An 18,284-nucleotide genomic window follows, 5' to 3' on the forward strand; every position below is an offset into this window, starting at 1 on the left:
CTCGTGACCCCGCCCGGCGGCGTGCTGATCGTCGGCGCCTCGGCGGCCGGCCTCAGCACGGCCGAGGCGCTGCGGCGGCACGGCTACCAGGGCGGCCTGACACTGCTGGACGCCGGCCCGCACCTGCCCTACGACCGGCCGCCGCTGTCGAAGCAGGTCCTGGCCGGGGTGTGGGAGCCGGAGCGCGTCCAGCTCCGTGACCAGGCGCGGCTGGACGCGCTGGGGGCGGAGTTCGCGCTCGGCGACCCGGCCGTCACGCTGGACGCGGCGGCCCGGGAGGTCACCACCGCCTCCGGCCGCGTGCTGCGCGCCGACGCCGTGGTCGTCGCCACCGGCCTGACCCCGTGCCGGCTCCCGGGCCAGGACGGGCTGGCCGGCGTGCACGTGCTGCGCACGCTGGACGACGCGCTCGCGCTGCGCGGCGACCTGACCGCCGGGCGGCGGCTGGTGGTCGTGGGCGACGGCGTGCTCGGCGCGGAGGTCGCGGCCACCGCCCGCACCCTCGGCCTGGACGTCACGCTCGCCGGCATGGGCGGCACGCCGCTCGGCGCGCAGCTCGGCGACGTGGCCGGCGCGCTGCTGGCGCGCACCCACGGCGAGCGCGGGGTCCGGCTGCGGCCCGGCGTCACCGTCGAGGAGCTGACCGGCGCCGCGGGCCGGGTCACCGGGGTCCGGCTGGCCGGGGGCGAGCTGCTGGCCGCCGACGTGGTCGTGGTGGCCGCCGGGTCCCGCCCGGCGACCGGCTGGCTGGAGGGCAGCGGCCTCACCCTGGACGACGGCGTCAGGTGCGACTCGCGCTGCCGGGCCGCCGCGGGCGTCTGGGCCGTCGGCGACGTGGCCTCCTGGCCGCACGAAGGGCTCGGCAGGCGGCTGCGCCTGGAGAACCGCACCAACGCCACCGAGCAGGCCCAGGCGGTGGCGGCCAACATCCTCGGCGCGGACCGGCCGTACACGCCGATCCCCTACTTCTGGACCGACCAGTACGACGTCAAGATCCAGGCTCACGGGCTGCCGTCACCGGCGGCCGAGCTGACCGTCGCCGAAGGCGACCCGGAGGAGCACCGCTTCGCCGCCCTCTACCGCGAGGACGGCCGGGTCACCGGCGTGCTCGGCTGGAACATGCCCAAGCAGGCGCGTGTCCTGAGGCAGCAGGTCCTCGCCGCCCAGCCGCTCGCGCCCGCGTGACCCGTCCGCGCGTGACCAACCACTACCGCAGAGGAGATGCCGCATGAGCGTCAACGAGCAGGTCCTGCGCTACCCGATCCCCAGTGACGCGGCGCTCGACCCGCCCGCCGAGTGGGCGGAGCTGCGCAAGGAGTGCCCGGTGGCCCACGTGAAGCTGCCCAGCGGCGACACCGCCACGCTGCTGACCCGCTACGACGACGTCAAGCAGGTGCTGGCCGACCCGCGCTTCACCCGGCAGCTCACCGCGCCCGACGCGGCCCGGCTGTCGGCCGAGGGCGGCGGCGTGTTCAGCAACGAGATGGCGACGATCATCCCCGACGGCGGCGAGGAGCACCAGCACTGGCGGCGCCTGGTCGGCAGGTGGTTCACCGCCAAGCGGATGTCGGCCCTGCGACCGTCGATGACGAAGATCGCCGAGGACCTGATCGACGAGATGGTCGCGGGCGGCGCGCCCGGCGACCTCAGGGCGAGCCTCGGCTTCCCGCTGCCGGTCTACGTCATCTGCGACATGCTCGGCGTGCCTGCGGAGGACCGCGACCGGTTCTCGTACTGGTCCGACACGCTGCTCAACCTCACCCGCTACGGCAAGGAGGAGATCGACGCCGCGCAGGCGGAGTTCTTCCAGTACATGTCCGACCTGGTGGCGGGCAAGCGGGCCGCTCCCGGCGACGACCTGCTGAGCGAGCTGATCGCGGTGGGCGGCCCCGAGGAGGGCGGCCTGTCCGACCTGCAGATCGTGGTCACCGGCATGGGCCTGCTGGTCGCCGGGCACGAGACCACCGCCAACATGATCGGCAAGATGGTCTCCATGCTGCTGGCCGACCGCGGCCGCTGGGAGAGCCTGCTGGCCGACCCGAAGCTGATCCGCACGGCCGTGGAGGAGACGCTGCGCCTGGACGCCAACGCCGGCTTCGGCCTGCCCCGCTACCTGGGCGAGGAGACCGAGGTCAGCGGCACGGTCCTGCCGCGCGGCACGACCGTGGTGTGCAGCATGGCCGCGGCCAACCGCGACGAGAGCGCGTTCGAGGCCGCCGGCGAGATGGACCTGACCCGCAGCCCCAACCCGCACCTGGCGTTCGGCGCGGGCGCGCACTCCTGCCTGGGGCAGGCGCTGGCCCGCACCGAGCTGCAGGTCGTGCTGGAGGTGCTGCTGCGCAAGCTGCCCACGCTGGAGCTGGCCGTGCCCGCCGGGGAGCTGGAGCGGGTGGAGGGGCTGGCCGTCGGCGGCCTGCGCACCGTTCCGGTCCGCTGGTAGCCGGTCCGCTGGTCATCGGAAAGGGGAAGATCGGGATGAAGGTCATCGTCGACGAGGACAAGTGCTGCGGTGCCGGGCAGTGCGTGCTGATCGCGCCGGAGGTGTTCGACCAGCGTGACGACGACGGCATCGTCGTCGTGCTCCAGGCCGAGCCGGGCGCGGACCAGCACGACGCGGTCCGCGAGGCGGCGGCGGTGTGCCCGGGGGCGGCCATCGAGCTCGGCTGACCCGGACGGGCCGGGGAGATGCCGCTACGGTGATTCATCAGGGCACGACGGACATGTCGCCCATCCTGTTGATCACGCCGGAAGGTGCACCGTGGACTACGAACGCCAGCCGTACAGAAGGTGTGGCCGTAGCGGCCTCCTGCTTCCCGCCGTGTCGCTCGGCCTGTGGCACAACTTCGGCGGCGGCAAGCCGCTCGACGGGCAGCGGGCGATCCTGCACAAGGCTTTCGACCTGGGCATCACGCATGTCGACATCGCCGACCGTTACGGCCCGCCGCTGGGCGCCGCCGAGTCGGCGTTCGGCCGGCTGCTGCCGCGCTCGCTGCGCGACGAGGTGGTGGTGACCACCAAGGGCGGCAACCCCATGTGGGACGGCCCGTACGGCAAGGGCAACTCGCGCAAGCACCTGCTCGCCACGCTGGACCGTTCGCTGGCCCGGCTGGAGCTCGATTTCGTCGACATCTTCTACCTGCACCGGGACGACCCGGACACCCCGCTGGAGGAGCAGGTGGCGACGCTCGATCACCTGGTGCGGACCGGGCGGGCGCTGTACGTGGGCGTGTCCAACTTCTCCCCGCAGCGCACGGCCGAGGCCGCCCGGCTGCTGCGCGAGCTCGGCACGCCGCTCCTGGTGCACCAGCCGTCCTACTCGCTGCTCAACCGGGAGATCGAGGACTCGCTGCTGGGCGTGCTGGAGGAGCACGGGGTCGGCTGCGTCGTCTACTCGCCGCTGGCGCAGGGGCTGCTCACCGACCGCTATCTCGACGGCATCCCCGCCGACTCGCGTGCCGCCGAGGGGCGCTTCCTCACGCCGGACCGGGTGACGCCGCAGGTGCTGGCGTTCGTCCGGGCGCTCGCCGGGCTGGCGCGGGCGCGCGGCCAGTCGGTGGCCCAGCTCGCGCTCGTCTGGGCGCTGCGCGACCCGCGCGTCACCTCGGTGCTCGTGGGCGCCTCCAGCCCCGAGCAGCTGGAGGCGAACGTGGCCGCCGTCGACCGCCTGGACTTCACCGCCGACGAGCTCGCGGCCATCGACGCCGCCGCCAAGGAGGCCGGCCTGGCGGGCTGACGGTCCGGCCCGGTAAGCCGGTGCGGTGGCCGGGGCCCTCGGCCGTGTGCTCAGCCCGCGTGCTCAGCCCGTGCGCCAGTCGCCCGAGCCGAGCGCGCCGGCGGCCTGCGGTCCCATCAGGCCGAGACCGCCGTCCACGAACACGCTCGCGCCCGTCACGTACGAGGCGGCGGGGCTCACCAGGAAGGCGATCACGGCGGCGACCTCGCGGGCGTCGCCCGGCCTCGGCACCGGGTAGCCGGGCCGGGTGCCCGGCTGCGGCGGCAGGTCCTCCTGCCCGGTCATCGGCGTGGCGATCTCGCCCGGCGCCACGGTGTTGACCGTGATGCCGTACTCGGCCAGCTCCAGGGCCAGCACCCGGCTGAGCATCCGCAGCCCGCCCTTGGCCGCGCAGTACGGCCCCGCGCCGACGCGCGGGTGCTCCTCGTGCACGCTGGTGACGTTGACGACCCGCCCGCCCCTGCCGGAGGCGATCATGCGGCGGGCGGCCCGCTGCGCGCACAGGAACGGCCCGTCGAGGTCGACGGCCACGACCGAGCGCCAGCGGTCGTACCCCATGTCCAGCAGCGGCTCGGCGGTGCCGGTGCCGGCGTTGTTGACCAGCGCGCCGAGCCCGCCGAGCTCGTCGGCCAGCTCGTCGACGACGCCCGCGGCGCGTTCCGGATCGGTGAGGTCGTGCCCGCGCACGGCGGGCGCCCGGCCGAGCTCGCGCACCTGCCGTGCGGTCTCCTCGGCGCCGTCGCGGTCGGAGTGGTAGGTGATGCCCACGTCGAATCCCTGCTCGGCCAGTGCCACGGCGGTCGCCCTGCCGATGCCGGAGTCGGCCCCCGTGACGATCGCCACCTTGTCGTACCCGTTGCCCATGCCGCTGCCCCTGCCCGCTCCGCTGGGGGTTATGGCTGCGGAGGGGCGTAGCCGAGGACGTGGTCGTGCAGCAGGCGGCCCACGGCCGGGTCGCCGCGCCGGAACGCCTCGACGATCGGCCCGTGGTCGGCCGCGTTCTCGTGCAGCCGCACCCTGAACAGGCGGATCGACAGGTGGGTCCACACCTCGATGCCCAGGGACTCCCACACCGACACGAGCACGGCGTTGCGCGAGGCGGCGACGATCTCGCGGTGGAAGGCGACGCTGTGCCGCACCTGGTCCGTGAGCGAGCCGGCGGTCGCGGCCTCGTGCAGCCGGGTCAGGTGGAGCTCCAGCGCGTCGGCGTCGGAGCGGCCGAGCGTGGCGGCCTTCTCCTCCAGGCAGGCCCTGACCTGGTAGACCTCGCGCAGGTCGGCGGCGGTGAACGCGCGCACGCGGGCGCCCCGGTTGGGGACCGTCTCGATCAGCCGCAGCGCCTCCAGCTCGCGCAGCGCCTCGCGGACCGGGGCCTGGCTGACCTGGAGCTCGGTGGCGAGGCGGCGCTCGACGATGCGGTCGCCGGGCTCCCACCGGCCGTCGATCAGGCCGTCCAGCAGCACCTGGCGGATCTCGTCGCGGAGCGGGGACCGTTCGACCGGATTCATCCGACCATCATAGACCGGATGATCGATCATAGGGTGTTTAATGGAGGCATGCAGAGAGATCTGGACCCTCAGGAGACCGCGGAGTGGCTGGAGTCGCTGGAGGCGGTGCGCCGGGCCGCCGGTGACGAGCGCGCCGAGTTCCTGCTGCGCAGGCTCGCCACCGGCACGCGCCCGCTCAACACCGTGCCCACCGAGCGGGAGCCCGACTACCCGGGCGACCTGGAGCTGGAGGAGCGCATCGCCGCCTACGACCGGTGGAACGCGGCGGCCATGGTCACCCGGGGCAGCGTGCTCGGCCTCGGCGGCCACATGGCCACCTACGCCTCGGCCGCCTGGCTGTACGAGGTCGGGTTCAACCACTTCTTCCACGGCGCCGACGACCAGGTCTACTTCCAGGGCCACGCCTCCCCCGGCGTCTACGCGCGCGCGTTCCTGGAGGGGCGGCTGAGCGAGGCGCAGCTCGACCTGTTCAGGCGGGAGACCGCCGGCGGGCTGCCCTCCTACCCGCATCCGCGGGCGATGCCCGGCTTCTGGCAGTTCCCCACGGTGTCGATGGGCCTGGGCCCGCTCAACGCCGTCTACCAGGCGCGGTTCAACCGCTACCTGCTGAACCGGGGGATCAAGGACACCTCGCGCAGCCACGTGTGGGCGTTCCTCGGCGACGGGGAGATGGACGAGCCGGAGGCCACCGCCGCGCTCACCCTGGCCGCCCGCGAGGGGCTGGACAACCTCACCTTCGTCATCAACTGCAACCTGCAGCGCCTCGACGGGCCCGTACGCGGCAACACCAGCGTCGTGCAGGAACTGGAGAGCGTGTTCAGGGGCGCGGGCTGGCACGTGGTCAAGGCGCTGTGGGGCCGCGACTGGGACGGGCTGCTCGGCTCGGACGAGCTGGTGGCCAGGCTCTCCGCCGTGCCGGACGGCCAGTTCCAGACGTACGCGGCCTCGACCGGCGCGTACATCAGGCAGAGCCTGTTCGCCGGGCTGGAGGCCGTCGCCGCGCCCTACAGCGACGACCAGCTGCGCGCGATCGTCGGCGGGTCGCGGGCCGGGCACGAGCCGCGCAAGGTGCACGCCGCCTACCGTGCGGCGCTCGACCACCGGGGCGCGCCCACGGTGGTGCTGGTGCAGACGGTGAAGGGCTGGACGCTCGGCGCCGGGGTCGAGGCGCGCAACGCCAACCACCAGATGAAGAAGCTCACCCAGGACGAGTTCGCCGCCATGCGCGACCGGCTCGGCCTGCCCGTCCCGGACGAGGCGCTGAGCGGCGACCTGCCGCCGTACCTGCACCCCGGCCCCGGCTCGGCGGAGGCGCGCTACCTGGCCGAGCGGCGGGCCGCGCTCGGCGGCCCGATCCCGCGCCGGACCGTCTCGTACGCGCCGCTGCCCCCGCCCGCGGAGCGGCCCTTCCAGGCGGCGGCCAAGGGAGGCGGGCGGATCGCCACCACGATGGCGTTCGTGCGCCTGGTCAAGGAGCTGATGAAGGACCCGGAGACCGGCCGCCGGTGGGTGCCGATCGTGCCCGACGAGGCCAGGACGTTCGGCATGGAGTCGCTCTTCCCCACCGCGAAGATCTACTCGCCGCTCGGTCAGCGCTACGACGCGGTCGACCGGGAGCTGCTGCTGGCCTACAAGGAGGCGGTCGACGGGCAGATCCTCGTCGAGGGCATCACCGAGGCCGGGTCGATGGCGTCGTTCACCGCCGCGGCCTCCAGCTACGCCACCCACGGCGAGGCGATGATCCCGTTCTACATCTTCTACTCGATGTTCGGCTGGCAGCGGACCGGCGACCAGATGTGGGCGCTGGCCGACCAGCTCGGCCGCGGCTTCCTCGTCGGCGCGACGGCCGGGCGCACCACGATGACGGGCGAGGGGCTGCAGCACGCCGACGGCCACTCGCAGCTGCTCGCCTCGGCCAACCCGGCGTGCCTGGCCTACGACCCGGCGTTCGGCTACGAGGTGGCCGTGATCGTCCGGGAGGGGCTGCGCAGGATGTACGGGCCGACGGGCGAGGACGTGTTCTACTACCTCACGCTCTACAACGAGCCGCTGCCCCAGCCGGCGATGCCGGAGGGCGTCGAGGAGGGCATCCTCAGGGGCATCTACCGCTGCTCCGAGGGCGGCGGGCGGGCCCACCTGCTGGCCAGCGGCACCGCGATCCACTGGGCGCTGGAGGCGCAGCGGCTGCTGAAGGAGGAGTACGGGCTGGGCGTGGACGTGTGGTCGGTGACCTCGTGGAGCGAGCTGCGCCGCGACGCGATGGCCGCCGACGGCGTGCCGTACCTGCAGCGGGCGATGGCGGACGCGCAGGGACCGGTGATCGCGGTGAGCGACTGGATGCGGGCGGTGCCGGACCAGATCCACCCGTGGATCGGCCGCCCGTGGACGTCGCTCGGCACCGACGGCTTCGGCCTGTCCGACACGCGGGAGGCGGCGCGGGAGCACTTCGGGGTGAGCCCGCGCGCCATCGCGGACGCGGTGATCAAGGCCGTCCAGTGACGACCCCGGCCGCCGCTACCGCCCGGCCTTGAGTGCGGCCGGGCGGAGCACGGCGGCGTCGCGCGAGGCCATCGCGTCCAGGAGGCCGGGGCCGCGCCGGTGGAGCAGGCGCACGGTGAGCACCGGGGTGGCGTACAGGAGAGCACCGGCCAGGAGGACGGCGGCGGCCACCCACCCCGGGCCGCCGGCGAGCGCACCGGCGACGCCGGGCACGGCGGCGGCCGCCAGGACCACCGGGAAGATCGTCATCTGGCCGCCGGTCGGATCGCCCGCCTGCTGGCCGGGGTGGACGCGCTCGCGGGCGTCGGCGCCCACGGCCGGCATCACGAGCGCGAGCAGCGGCGCCGCCGCGCAGCCGGCGGCGGCGGCCGTGACGGCGCCGCCGAGCGCGGCACCGCCCAGGGGCGAGCCGGTCACGGCCCACAGCACGGCCGCCAGCGCCACCGACGGGACGCCGAACAGCAGCGCCCACGCCGCCATGCGCCCGCGCACGTCCGCCCGGAGCGCGCCCGGGGTGGTGAGGAGCTGCCACAGGGCCGTGCCGTCCAGGGCGTAGGTGTTGACCGCGACCATCGCGCCGAACACCGCCGCCGCGGGCCCCACCAGGGGCAGGGCCCAGCTCCAGTCGGTGAGCGCGATGACGGCCGCCATCAGCAGCGGTGTCAGCCAGGCGCTGCGCAGCTCCACCCCGCGCGCCGGGTCGCGCAGCCAGGTGGCCAGCTCCCGCGAGACGACCGCCGCCACCTGCGGGCCGGTGCCGGGCAGCGGCAGCGGGCGGCCCGGCGCGGCCGGCCGTCGCGGGACCGCCCGGCGGGGCGGCCGGCGCAGCGCCCGCGCCGTCAGCGCGATCCAGCCCGCCTGCAGCAGGACGCCCCAGGCCAGCAACCCCGCCAGCGGCGCCGCGACCTCGCCGAAGCCGGCGCCGTCACGCACGGCGACCGCCACGCCGTAACCCCAGCCGGTGGGCAGGGCGGTGAGCGCGTCGATCACGGGCGCGGGCAGATGCCCGAACGTGGGGACGACGAGCGCGGTGTCCCCCTCACCGAGCCGCGGCAGCAGCCAGGCGGCGATCGGCACCCATCCGGCGAACGACAGCGCGAGCATGATCGCGGTCTGCAGCGCCGCCAGGGTCATCCCGGCCCGGGTCTGCAGCAGCCAGGCGGCCAGCGCCGCCACCGTCTTGCCCGCCCAGATCAGCAGGTAGAGCTGGGCGGCGGCGGCCAGCGCGGCGATCGCCGCCGCCGCGGGGCCGCCCGGCGCCGCCAGCACCACCAGGGACGCCAGGCACGCCAGGGTGATCAGCGGGCCGACGCCGAGGAGTTCCGTCCAGGACAGCGCGCGCGCCAGCCGCCCGGGGCGCAGCGGATAGCCGCGCAGCCACTCGCGTGAGATGACCGAGGGGTCGTGGCGCGGCTGGGCCAGCGGCCCGAACACCCACATGCCGCCCCACACGGTGAGCGCCACCGCGATCCAGCCCTCGTGGATCACGCCACGGGCGGCCGGCGCCGAGCCCGCGACCACCAGGGCGGCCAGGACCAGGCCGGTGACCAGGCTGAAGGCCCGCTCGTTGTGCGGGCCGTTGCGCAGCAGGCGCAGCTTGAGCGCGAACAGGGCGCCCGTCATCGCAGCCACTCCAGCGGGCGCACCGGGTCGGCGCCGACCAGCTCGATGAAGCGCTCGTTCAGCGTCGAGCCGGCAGCCACCTCCTCGGTCGGCCCTTCGACCAGCACCCGGCCACCGGCGACCACGGCCACCCGGCGGCAGTTGCGTTCGACGAAGTCCATGATGTGGCTCGACAGGAGCACGGTGCCGCCCCCCTCGACGTACTGCTTGAGCACCTGCTCGATGGAGTGGGCCGAGACCGGGTCGATGGCTTCGAACGGCTCGTCCAGCACGAGGACGCGGGGCCGGTGCAGCATCGCGAGCGCGAGATTGATCTTCTTGCGCATGCCGGTGGAGTACTCCACGATCAGCGTGCGCGGGACCGCGTCCAGGCCGAGGATCTCCAGCAGGTCGCCCGCGCGGGCCTGCCAGCCGTCGTCCAGGCCGCGCAGCCCGGCGCTGTAGCGCAGGACCTCGGCGCCGGTCAGCCGCTCGGGCAGGGACAGCCCGTCCATCATGACGCCGAGCTGGGCGAGGGCGGCCTCGCGCTCGGTGCGCAGGTCGTGGCCGGCGATCCTGATCGTGCCGGACGTCGGCTCGCGCAGGCCGCACACGGCCATGAGGGTGGTGGTCTTGCCGGCGCCGTTCGGGCCGACGACGCCGTAGAACATCCCGGGCGGGACGCTCAGGCTGAGCCGGTCGACGGCGACCGCGGACCCGAATCGCTGGATGAGGTCCGCCACCTCGACGGCGGGAACGGGGGAATCGAACACGGCCTTCTTCCTGAATATCGGGAGAGCTGGCTCATTCTGGGCGGATGCCGGGCAGAGTGTCAACACGGCACGTGCCGTTCCACTCAGAGACGTGCGCCGCGAGGGTGGCGGCGCGGCAGCGCCCGCCATTCGACCAGCAGGACGGTGGCGTCGTCCTGGAGGTGGCCGTCCTGGTGGTCGAGGATCGCCCGGATCAGGCGGCGCAGCGTCTCCGGGGCGCTCACGCCGTCGGCCTCGCGGCGGAGGATGAACTCGGTGAAACGCTCCAGCCCGTACGGCTCCCCGGCGGGGCTCTTGGCCTCGACGACGCCGTCGGTGTAGAGGACGAGCCGGTCGCCGGGTTCGAGCCTGAAGCGTGACGGGCCCGCCTCGGCGCCCAGCCGGAAGCCCATCGGCGGGTCGGGCAGCGTCTCCAGCGTGGCCGCGACCCGGCCGCGGCGCAGCACCATCGGCGGGTGGTGGCCGCGGTTGACCCAGGTCAGCTCGCCGGTCGCGGTGTCGAGGGCGGCCAGCACCCCGGTGGCGAACCGGGTGCGGGCGAACCGGTCGGCGATCGCCGCGTCGATCGCCTCGGCGGCGGCGCACAGGTCGGCGCCGCGGCGGCGGGTGTCGCGGTAGCAGCCCATGGCGATCGCCGCGGTCAGGCCAGCGGAGGTGTCGTGCCCCATCGCGTCGAAGATCGCCAGATGCAGGACGTCGCCGGTGACCGCCTGGTCGAAGGCGTCGCCGCCGACCACGTAGGCGGGCTCCAGCGCCGCGCTGACCAGCACCCGCTCGCCGGCGAAGGCCCGGACCGGCAGCGGGCGCCACTCCTGCCGGCCGCCGGGCTGCCGTCTGCCCGCCACCAGCGTGGCGAGCAGGGCGGCCAGCCGCCGGACGCGCCGTTCGGCGGCGGCGTCGAACAGCGGCACGGTCAGGCCGAGCACGCCGATCCGCTGCGTGCCGTCGAGCAGCGGCGCCCACACCTGCTCCCCGGCCGCCGAGGCGCCCGACCGGACCAGCTCCATGCCGCGGAAGGCCAGGCCCGCCACGCTGTCGTCGACGCCCAGCGGCTCCAGCACCGCCCCCGACGCGTCCCGCTGGCCCGGCAGCGGCACGAGGAAGCGCTGCCACGGGTCCGCCACGTAGATGGACGCGCCGGTGAACCCGGCCGGCGCGGCGTGCCGGGCGAGCCGGTCCGGGAGGTCCGCGCTCACCCGCGTCAGTCTCCCGGCGGCGGCTCGACCAGCGGGGTGTCGACCAGATGCTCGATCAGGAACCAGGTCTGCAGCTCGCCGGTGCGGATGACGTCGGAGACCAGCAGGTCGTTGGTGCCGTCGTCGCCCATCTCGGCCGTCCGGGCGGCGGCGTCGTGGGCGGCGACGAGGATCGTCTCGTGCGCCTCGATCAGGCGCGTCAGCATCGCGGGCACCTCTTCGGCGCCGTCCGGCGGGCGCGGCACCACGGTGATCTCGGCGACGTGGCGCGGGTCGCCGACGGCCACGCCGCCGAGCGTCTGCACCCGTTCGGCGATCAGGTCGACGAGCTTGTTCTGCTCCTCGGCGTGCTTGTCCAGCAGCAGGTGGAGCTGGTAGAAGGTGGGGCCGCGCATCAGCCAGTGGTGCTTCTTGTACAGGGCGTACAGGATCTGGGTGTCGGCCAGGATCTGGTTGAGGCGCTGGCACGAGTACATGCGGGCCTCGTACGACAGGCCCAGCGGGAACATCCGGACCGTGCCGTACTCCTGGATCTGCACCCCGTTCAGGTGCGGCCACGGCTGGCTGTCGGCCTTCCTGCCGTTCCTGGTCGTGCGTTTGCCGGCCAAGGTGTCCTCCTTCGTCACGTAACGGGGAGGTTCCCGGTGCCGTCCCAAGCGAGCGCCAGCACCATCCGCGCATCAGGGCAAGAATCGCCCCGAAGGCCGCAGATTGCTGCGCCGTCGGCCTGGACGAACGCCTCTTTCTTGCTTCGTACGCAAGACCGTATGCCGCACGCGCAAGCAGTGCCTAGAGTCGGCGGCATGGCGAACCATCACCACCACGACGACCACTCGCTGGCCGAGATCCTCGACCTCGACGGCGAGGTCCTGCACTCCTACCTGTCCGACGTGACCGCCTGGGTCCGCGACCTGACCGCCGACCGGCCGCCGCACCGCCTGCTCGACCTGGGCAGCGGCACCGGCACCGGCACGTTCGCCCTGCTGGAGCGCTTCGGCGACGCCGAGGCGATCGCGCTGGACCAGTCGGAGCCGATGCTGCGCCACCTGGAGGGGCGGGCCCGCGAGCGCGGGCTGGCGGGCCGGGTCCGCACCCTTCAGGCGGACCTCGACGCGGGCTGGCCGCCGGTCGGCGAGGTCGACCTGGTGTGGGCGTCGGCGTCCCTGCACCACCTGGCCGACCCCGGCCGCGTCCTGGCCGGGGCGCACGCCGCGCTAAGGCCCGGCGGGCTGCTGGTCGCCGCGGAGACGGCCGGCTTCCCGCGCTTCCTGCCCCAGGAGCACGCCGGCCTGGAGGAGCGCTGCCATGCGATCCTGGACCGGCGCCGGGCCGAAGCGCTGCCGCACTTCGGCGACGACTGGGGGCCGCGCCTGGCCTCGGCCGGCTTCACCGTCGAGGCGGAACGGGTCTTCGACGTGCGGCTGACGCACCCGCTGCCCGCCTCGGCCGGCCGCTACGCCGAGCGGTCGCTGCGGCGCATGCGCCACGGCCTCGACGGCACGCTCGACGCCGCCTCCCTCGCCGCGCTCGACGCCCTGCTCGACGGCATCGGCGAGCGCGACGACCTGGAGGTGCGCACCACCCGGACGGTGTGGGCGGCCAGACGCTAGATCGTCGTTGCGGGCCGCCAGCATTCCCTCGCCGTCACGCCACTCTACAGAGAGTGGCGTGATGATTACTTTCAGTGAGCGAACGGTCCGGATCGGTGATTGCGAGGAACCATGACCACGGAGCCGCGGCTGAGCCTGGACACCCAGGCCGCGCGCAACCTGGCCACGACCACCAAGACCCGTCCGCAGATGCGGGCGATCACGTCCCGCTGGCTGCTGCGCCGGTTGCCGTGGGTCGACGTGGCGGGCGGCACGTACCGGGTCAACCGCCGGCTGACGCACGCCGTCGGGCGCGGGCGCGTGGGCATCACGCACACCGGCGCCGACGACGTACGGATCGTCCCCGAGACGCTGACGGAGATCCCGGTGCTGCGCGGCTTCGCCGACACCGGCGTGCTGGACACGATCGCCGCGACGTTCCGGCAGCGCGAGGTGCGGCCCGGTGAGGTCGTCGTCGAGGCGGGCGCGCCCGTCAGCGAGCTCTACGTGATCGCGCACGGCCGCCTGGACCGGCTCTCCACCGGCCCGTACGGCTCCGCGCAGCGCCGTGGCGTGATCGGCGACGGCGACCAGTTCGGCGACGAGCTGCTCAGCCAGGACGACGCGCGCTGGCCGTACACGATCAGGGCGGCCACGGCGAGCACGATCCTGGTGTCGCGGAAGACCGACCTGCGGCGGATCTCCGGCCGGTCGGCGGCGCTGCGCGAGCACGTCGAACGGTTCGCGGAGCTCGCCGGCAGGCCGGTCAACCGGCGCGGCGAGGCGGCGCTCGACATCGCCGCCGGGCACACCGGCGAGCCGGTGCTCGGCGGCACGTTCGTCGACTACGAGCTGCGCCCGCGCGAGTACGAGCTGAGCGTGTCGCAGACGGTCCTGCGCGTGCACACCCGGGTCGCCGACCTCTACAACGGGCCGATGAACCAGTTCCAGGAGCAGCTCCGGCTGACCGTGCAGGAGGTCCGCGAGCGCCAGGAGTGGGAGCTGCTCAACAACCGCGACTTCGGGCTGCTGCACGCCACCGACTACGGCCAGCGGATCCGGCCGCGGTCGGGGCCGCCCACGCCCGACGACCTGGACGACCTGATCAGCATGCGCCGCAGGACGCGCCTGCTGCTCGCCCACCCGCGGGCGATCGCGGCGTTCCTGCGCGAGTGCAACCGGCGCGGCCTGGTGCCGGACAGCGCCGACGTCGGCGGCCACGCGGTGCCCGCCTGGCGCGGCATCCCGATCTTCCCGTGCGACAAGATCCCGGTCAGCGAGCACGGCACCAGCTCGATCGTGGCGATGCGCACCGGCGAGGACGACCAGGGGGTCGTGGGCCTGCACCAAGTGGGCCTGCCGGAGGAGCACGAGCCCGGCCTGAACGTCCGGTTCATGGGCGTCGACTCCCAGGCGATCATGTCGTACCTGGTCAGCGCCTACTATTCGGTGGCGGTCCTGGTGCCCGACGCCTGCGGGATCCTGGAGGACGCCGACCTCGCCGCCGCCGCCCGGCCCTAGCCGGGCGGGCCGCCTCACACCAGGTAGCGCAGCCACAGGTACGGCGCGACGAGCGCGACGGTCACCGTGGCCGTGATCAGGCCGTACTTGGTGAACTGCCAGAAGCTGATCGGCGTGCCGTTGCGGGCGGCGATGCCGAGGACGACGACGTTGGCCGCCGCGCCGACGGCGGTGGCGTTGCCGCCGAGGTCGGCGCCGAAGGCCAGCGCCCACCACAGCACCTGCGTCGGCCCCTCGCCGGCCTGGACCAGCTCGGCGACGATGGGGCTCATGGTGGCGACGTACGGGATGTTGTCGACGATGGCCGACAGCACGGCGGACGCGCCCAGCAGGCCCATCGTGGCCAGCTCCAGCTGCCCGGCGGTGGCGTCCACGGCGGCCTCGGACAGCTGCGCGATGACGCCGGTCTCGACCAGGGCCCCGACCATGACGAACAGCCCGGCGAAGAAGACGAGCGTGGGCCATTCCACCTCGGCGATGGCCTGCTCAGTGGTGATCTTGGTGGCGGCGACGAGGACGCCCGCGCCCAGCAGGGCGACGATCGAGGGCTCGTAGTGCAGGACCGGGTGCAGCACGAACGCCGCCATGACCAGGCCCAGCACGGTGAGCGACTGCCACAGCAGCCGCCGGTCGCCGATGGCCTCGTTCTCGTCCAGTGCCATCACCGCCGCCGCCCGCTCCGGGTCATGACGGAAGGTGCGCCCGAACATCAGCCAGCACAATCCGACGAACACCGCCATCAGGACGACCACCATCGGCGCCATGTGGATCAGGAAGTCGTTGAAGCTGAGCCCGCCCCGGCTGGCGATGATGATGTTCGGCGGATCACCCACCAACGTCGCCGCCCCGCCGATGTTGGACGCCATCGCCTCCGCGATCAAAAACGGCACCGCCGAGACCGCCAGCCGCTCACACACCAGGAACGTCACCGGCGCGATCAGCAACACCGTCGTCACATTGTCCAGCAACGCCGACGCCAGCGCCGTGATCAGCACCAGCAACACCATCAACCGAAACGGCCGCCCCCGCGCCCGCTTGGCCGCCCAGATCGCCAGATACTCGAAAACCCCCGTCTCCTTCAGCACCCCCACAATGATCATCATGCCCAGCAGCAGAAAAATCACATTCCAGTCGATCCCGGAATGCTCCGAAAAGAACGCCGCCTCCGCACCCGTGGCATGGATCAACAACATGATCCCCGCCCCGCCCAGCGCCGCCGCCACCCGATGCACCTTCTCCGACGCGATCAACGCGTACGCGACAAGGAACACCGCCACGCTCACCCAGGCGAGCGCCGTCATGCGCCGAGCGCCCGGTCGAGCAGCGCCTGGAGCGTGACCGCGCCCAGCAGGCGGCCGTCGCGGACGACGGCGACCAGCGGGCTGCGGGTGCGCGCCATCAGCGCGGCCAGCTCCAGCACGGTGGCGTCCTCGTCGGTGATCGGCAGCTCGCGCCACCGGCCGGACGGCAGCGCCTCGCGCACCGTGCGGCCGTCGAGCCGGTCCAGGAACGCGTCGGCGTGCGCCTCGTCCACCACGCGGGCCAGCGCCGGGTCGTCCTGGCAGTAGCCCGGCACGGCCAGGCGCAGCACCTCGGCGCCGGGCAGGATCGTGAGCGGCGCGCGGTCGGCGCCGGTGACGATGAGTCCGGGCAGGTCCTGCTCGGCCAGCAGTCTCGCGGCTTCGAGCACGGGGGTGTCGGGGCCGACGACGGGGAAGTCGGCAAGGAGGTCTCGGGCGCGCACGCGCACATCCTTCGTTCGACGGGGATGGGACGTGCCGACCAGACTTCCCGGCTCACCTGACCATGACGGTATCACCCGTCCCGGGGTGAGCAGCAGATCACACCAGGCACGTATCACCGTATTTCGCTCAATATTGTTCATCTCATGACATCCCTGCTGCTCGTCGAAGATGACGCGGTGATCCGCACCTCGGTCGGCCGGGCCCTGGAGCGCTACGGCTACCGGGTGTCCACCGCCTCCGACGGCCTCGGCGGGCTGGAGGCGGCGCTGGCGGGCGGCCACGACCTGCTGCTGCTGGACGTGATGCTGCCCGGCCTGGACGGGATCAGCCTGTGCCGCAGGGTCCGGGAGAGCAGCCAGGTGCCCGTCCTGCTGCTGTCGGCCCGCGGCGACGGCCTGGACGTCGTCGCCGGGCTGGAGGGCGGCGCCGACGACTACGTGGTCAAACCGGTCGACCTGCCGGTGCTGGTGGCCAGGATCCGCTCGCTGCTGCGCCGCGCCGCCGTCGCCCAGCCCTCCCCCGCGTCCGGGCAGGCGGGCGCGGTGCTCACGTTCGGCGAGCTGAGCGTCGACACCGGGGCGCTGGAGGTGCGGCGGGCCGGGCGGCGCGTCGAGCTGACGCCGACCGAGCTGCGGCTGCTGCTGGAGTTCGCCGCCCACCCCGGCATCGTGCTCGAACGCGCCACGCTGCTGCGCACGGTCTGGGACTACGGGTGGGACGGCGACAGCCGCGTCGTCGACCTGTGCGTGCAGCGGCTGCGCAAGAAGATCGGCGCCGGCCGCATCGAGACCGTGCGCGGGTTCGGCTACAAGCTGACCACCACGTGAACCCGGCCTCGCTGCGGTGGAAGATCGCCGCCCTCGTCACGCTCGCCGCCGCCGTCGCCGCCGCCATGGTCGGGCTCCTCGTGCACCAGGCCACCTGGCAGCGCGCCCTCGACACCGGCGAGGCCCAGGCCCTGGAGGCCCTGGAGAAGTCACTCGCCTCCGGCCGGCCCGGCGTGGTCGCCCTCGCCGAACTGCCCGGCGACCTGGCGGCTCGGCTGCGGCCCGGCCGCCCGGCCGTCGGGTACGGCCTCGACCATCGCGACGAGCCGTGGATGTGGGCCGCCCAGCCGTACGGCGACGGGCGGCACGCGGTCAGCGTGCAGATCTCGATGGGCTCGCAGCTGCTCCGGCTGCACGCGCTCGACCGCGACATGGCCAAGGCCGCGCTGACCGCGCTCGCCGTGGTGGTGCCGGTCTCGGCGGGCCTGGCCGAGCTGGCCAACCGGCGGCTGCGCCGCGTCGCCCGTACCGCCCGCAGGATCGCCGCCGGCGACCTCGACGCCCGCACCGGCCCCGCACCGCCGCGCCGGGCGCGCTGGCGCGGCCGGGACGAGATCACCGACATCGCCGCCGCCGTCGACTCCATGGCGGCCGCGCTCCAGCACCGGCTGCTGGCCGAGCAGCGGTTCACCGCCGACGTCGCCCACGACCTGCGCACCCCGCTGATGGGGCTGGTCGCCGTCGTCGAGCTGCTGGAGGAGGGCGAGGCGGCCGACCTGGTACGCGACCGGGTGCGGGTGCTGCGCTCGCTGGTGGAGGACCTGCTGGAGGTCTCCCGGCTGGACGCGGGCGCCGAGGTCGCCGAGCGGGCCCGGGTGCCGCTGGCCGAGCTCGCCGAGGAGTCGGCGGCCCGGGTGGGCGTCGAGGCGCGGGTGATCGCCGCCGGGAACCCGGTGGCCCAGACGGACCCGCGCCGCCTCGACCGGATCCTGGCCAACCTCGTGCTCAACGCCCACCGCCACGGCGCCCCGCCGGTCGAGATCACGATCGGCGTCACGGCCGGCGGCCACGTGATCGAGGTCCGCGACCGGGGGCCGGGCTTCCCCGCGGAGCTCCTGGACGGCGGGCCGGAACGCTTCCGCACCGGCGCCGCCGAACGCGGCCACGGGCACGGCCTCGGGCTGACGATCGCGCTGGGCCAGGCCCGGGTCATCGGGGCCGAGCTGTCCCTGGCCAACACACCGGACGGCGCCGTGGCCGTGCTGCGCCTCCCCCGCGGGCCGGCAGGCTGATACGCGGCCGATACACGGCCGAGCGGCGGCGGAGACACGGTCACGGCCTGACGGATACG

Annotated in this window: 17 protein-coding genes; 9 read left to right on the forward strand and 8 right to left on the reverse strand. The window is 74.0% G+C overall.

What is annotated here, in order from left to right; translation table 11 throughout:
* The first annotated feature begins 3 nt into the window (after positions 1–3).
* The 4 genes from ACWDXC_RS19515 (at position 4) to ACWDXC_RS19530 (ending at position 3,733) form a co-directional block, all read left to right on the forward strand.
* Positions 4–1,185: an NAD(P)/FAD-dependent oxidoreductase gene (locus tag ACWDXC_RS19515; RefSeq protein ID WP_449983702.1), complete on the forward strand. Its 1,182-nt coding sequence runs from the start codon at positions 4–6 to the stop codon at positions 1,183–1,185.
* A gap of 43 nt (positions 1,186–1,228) precedes the next feature.
* Positions 1,229–2,440, forward strand: a complete 1,212-nt coding sequence (locus ACWDXC_RS19520; protein ID WP_449983705.1) for a cytochrome P450 — start codon at positions 1,229–1,231, stop codon at positions 2,438–2,440.
* A 35-nt stretch (positions 2,441–2,475) separates the two neighbouring features.
* Entirely contained in the window at positions 2,476–2,667 is a 192-nt protein-coding gene (locus tag ACWDXC_RS19525) for a ferredoxin (RefSeq protein ID WP_449983708.1), read from the forward strand.
* A gap of 91 nt (positions 2,668–2,758) precedes the next feature.
* Positions 2,759–3,733: an aldo/keto reductase gene (locus tag ACWDXC_RS19530; protein ID WP_449983711.1), complete on the forward strand. Its 975-nt coding sequence runs from the start codon at positions 2,759–2,761 to the stop codon at positions 3,731–3,733.
* A gap of 63 nt (positions 3,734–3,796) precedes the next feature.
* Here ACWDXC_RS19530 and ACWDXC_RS19535 read toward each other — a convergent pair whose 3' ends face one another.
* Entirely contained in the window at positions 3,797–4,597 is an 801-nt protein-coding gene (locus ACWDXC_RS19535) for an SDR family oxidoreductase (protein ID WP_449983714.1), read from the reverse strand.
* 29 nt (positions 4,598–4,626) lie between these two features.
* Positions 4,627–5,271: a GntR family transcriptional regulator gene (locus ACWDXC_RS19540; RefSeq protein WP_449983717.1), complete on the reverse strand. Its 645-nt coding sequence runs from the start codon at positions 5,269–5,271 to the stop codon at positions 4,627–4,629.
* Between the two features lie 18 nt (positions 5,272–5,289).
* On the opposite strand from ACWDXC_RS19540, the gene aceE reads away from it, so the two are divergent.
* The gene (gene aceE, locus ACWDXC_RS19545) at positions 5,290–7,740 is read left to right on the forward strand and encodes a pyruvate dehydrogenase (acetyl-transferring), homodimeric type (protein WP_449983721.1); all 2,451 of its coding nucleotides are present in this window, start codon (positions 5,290–5,292) and stop codon (positions 7,738–7,740) included.
* Positions 7,741–7,755: 15 nt separating this feature from the next.
* On the opposite strand, the gene ACWDXC_RS19550 is transcribed toward aceE, so the two are convergent.
* The 4 genes from ACWDXC_RS19550 to ACWDXC_RS19565 all read right to left on the reverse strand — a co-directional run bounded on the left by ACWDXC_RS19550 (position 7,756) and on the right by ACWDXC_RS19565 (position 11,919).
* A complete protein-coding gene (locus ACWDXC_RS19550; protein WP_449983724.1) occupies positions 7,756–9,363 on the reverse strand; it encodes a hypothetical protein in 1,608 nt (535 codons plus the stop codon).
* Positions 9,360–10,115, reverse strand: coding sequence for an ABC transporter ATP-binding protein (locus tag ACWDXC_RS19555; RefSeq protein ID WP_449983727.1), 756 nt, complete (start codon positions 10,113–10,115; stop codon positions 9,360–9,362). Before ACWDXC_RS19555 ends, ACWDXC_RS19550 begins: the two co-directional genes overlap by 4 nt.
* 83 nt (positions 10,116–10,198) lie before the next feature.
* Positions 10,199–11,311, reverse strand: coding sequence for a PP2C family protein-serine/threonine phosphatase (locus ACWDXC_RS19560; protein ID WP_449983730.1), 1,113 nt, complete (start codon positions 11,309–11,311; stop codon positions 10,199–10,201).
* Positions 11,312–11,316: 5 nt separating this feature from the next.
* Entirely contained in the window at positions 11,317–11,919 is a 603-nt protein-coding gene (locus ACWDXC_RS19565; protein WP_246645771.1) for a Dps family protein, read from the reverse strand.
* Positions 11,920–12,114: 195 nt separating this feature from the next.
* Between ACWDXC_RS19565 and ACWDXC_RS19570 the strand changes: the two genes are divergently transcribed.
* Both ACWDXC_RS19570 and ACWDXC_RS19575 read left to right on the forward strand, forming a co-directional pair.
* Positions 12,115–12,921, forward strand: a complete 807-nt coding sequence (locus ACWDXC_RS19570) for a class I SAM-dependent methyltransferase (protein ID WP_449983734.1) — start codon at positions 12,115–12,117, stop codon at positions 12,919–12,921.
* Between the two features lie 111 nt (positions 12,922–13,032).
* Positions 13,033–14,421: a family 2B encapsulin nanocompartment shell protein gene (locus ACWDXC_RS19575; RefSeq protein WP_449983737.1), complete on the forward strand. Its 1,389-nt coding sequence runs from the start codon at positions 13,033–13,035 to the stop codon at positions 14,419–14,421.
* A 14-nt stretch (positions 14,422–14,435) separates the two neighbouring features.
* On the opposite strand, the gene ACWDXC_RS19580 is transcribed toward ACWDXC_RS19575, so the two are convergent.
* On the reverse strand, positions 14,436–15,722 hold the full coding sequence (locus tag ACWDXC_RS19580; protein WP_449983740.1) for an ArsB/NhaD family transporter: 1,287 nt from the start codon (positions 15,720–15,722) through the stop codon (positions 14,436–14,438).
* A complete protein-coding gene (locus ACWDXC_RS19585; protein WP_449983743.1) occupies positions 15,719–16,165 on the reverse strand; it encodes a CBS domain-containing protein in 447 nt (148 codons plus the stop codon). Before ACWDXC_RS19585 ends, ACWDXC_RS19580 begins: the two co-directional genes overlap by 4 nt.
* A gap of 144 nt (positions 16,166–16,309) precedes the next feature.
* Here ACWDXC_RS19585 and cseB point away from each other — a divergent pair, with 144 nt between their 5' ends.
* Positions 16,310–16,993: a two-component system response regulator CseB gene (gene cseB / locus ACWDXC_RS19590; RefSeq protein WP_449983746.1), complete on the forward strand. Its 684-nt coding sequence runs from the start codon at positions 16,310–16,312 to the stop codon at positions 16,991–16,993.
* Positions 16,990–18,225: a sensor histidine kinase gene (locus ACWDXC_RS19595; protein ID WP_449983749.1), complete on the forward strand. Its 1,236-nt coding sequence runs from the start codon at positions 16,990–16,992 to the stop codon at positions 18,223–18,225. Before cseB ends, ACWDXC_RS19595 begins: the two co-directional genes overlap by 4 nt.
* The last annotated feature ends 59 nt before the right edge of the window (positions 18,226–18,284 follow it).

This window comes from Nonomuraea sp. NPDC003214 (assembly GCF_053590035.1).

Coding starts and splice junctions, on each gene's coding strand:
- ACWDXC_RS19520 (WP_449983705.1), top strand. CDS start 1,229: ATGAGCGTCAACGAGCAGGTCCTGCGCTACCCGATCCCCAGTGACGCG.
- ACWDXC_RS19525 (WP_449983708.1), top strand. CDS start 2,476: ATGAAGGTCATCGTCGACGAGGACAAGTGCTGCGGTGCCGGGCAGTGC.
- ACWDXC_RS19535 (WP_449983714.1), bottom strand. CDS start 4,597: ATGGGCAACGGGTACGACAAGGTGGCGATCGTCACGGGGGCCGACTCC.
- ACWDXC_RS19540 (WP_449983717.1), bottom strand. CDS start 5,271: ATGATCGATCATCCGGTCTATGATGGTCGGATGAATCCGGTCGAACGG.
- aceE (WP_449983721.1), top strand. CDS start 5,290: ATGCAGAGAGATCTGGACCCTCAGGAGACCGCGGAGTGGCTGGAGTCG.
- ACWDXC_RS19550 (WP_449983724.1), bottom strand. CDS start 9,363: ATGACGGGCGCCCTGTTCGCGCTCAAGCTGCGCCTGCTGCGCAACGGC.
- ACWDXC_RS19570 (WP_449983734.1), top strand. CDS start 12,115: ATGGCGAACCATCACCACCACGACGACCACTCGCTGGCCGAGATCCTC.
- ACWDXC_RS19575 (WP_449983737.1), top strand. CDS start 13,033: ATGACCACGGAGCCGCGGCTGAGCCTGGACACCCAGGCCGCGCGCAAC.
- ACWDXC_RS19580 (WP_449983740.1), bottom strand. CDS start 15,722: ATGACGGCGCTCGCCTGGGTGAGCGTGGCGGTGTTCCTTGTCGCGTAC.
- cseB (WP_449983746.1), top strand. CDS start 16,310: ATGACATCCCTGCTGCTCGTCGAAGATGACGCGGTGATCCGCACCTCG.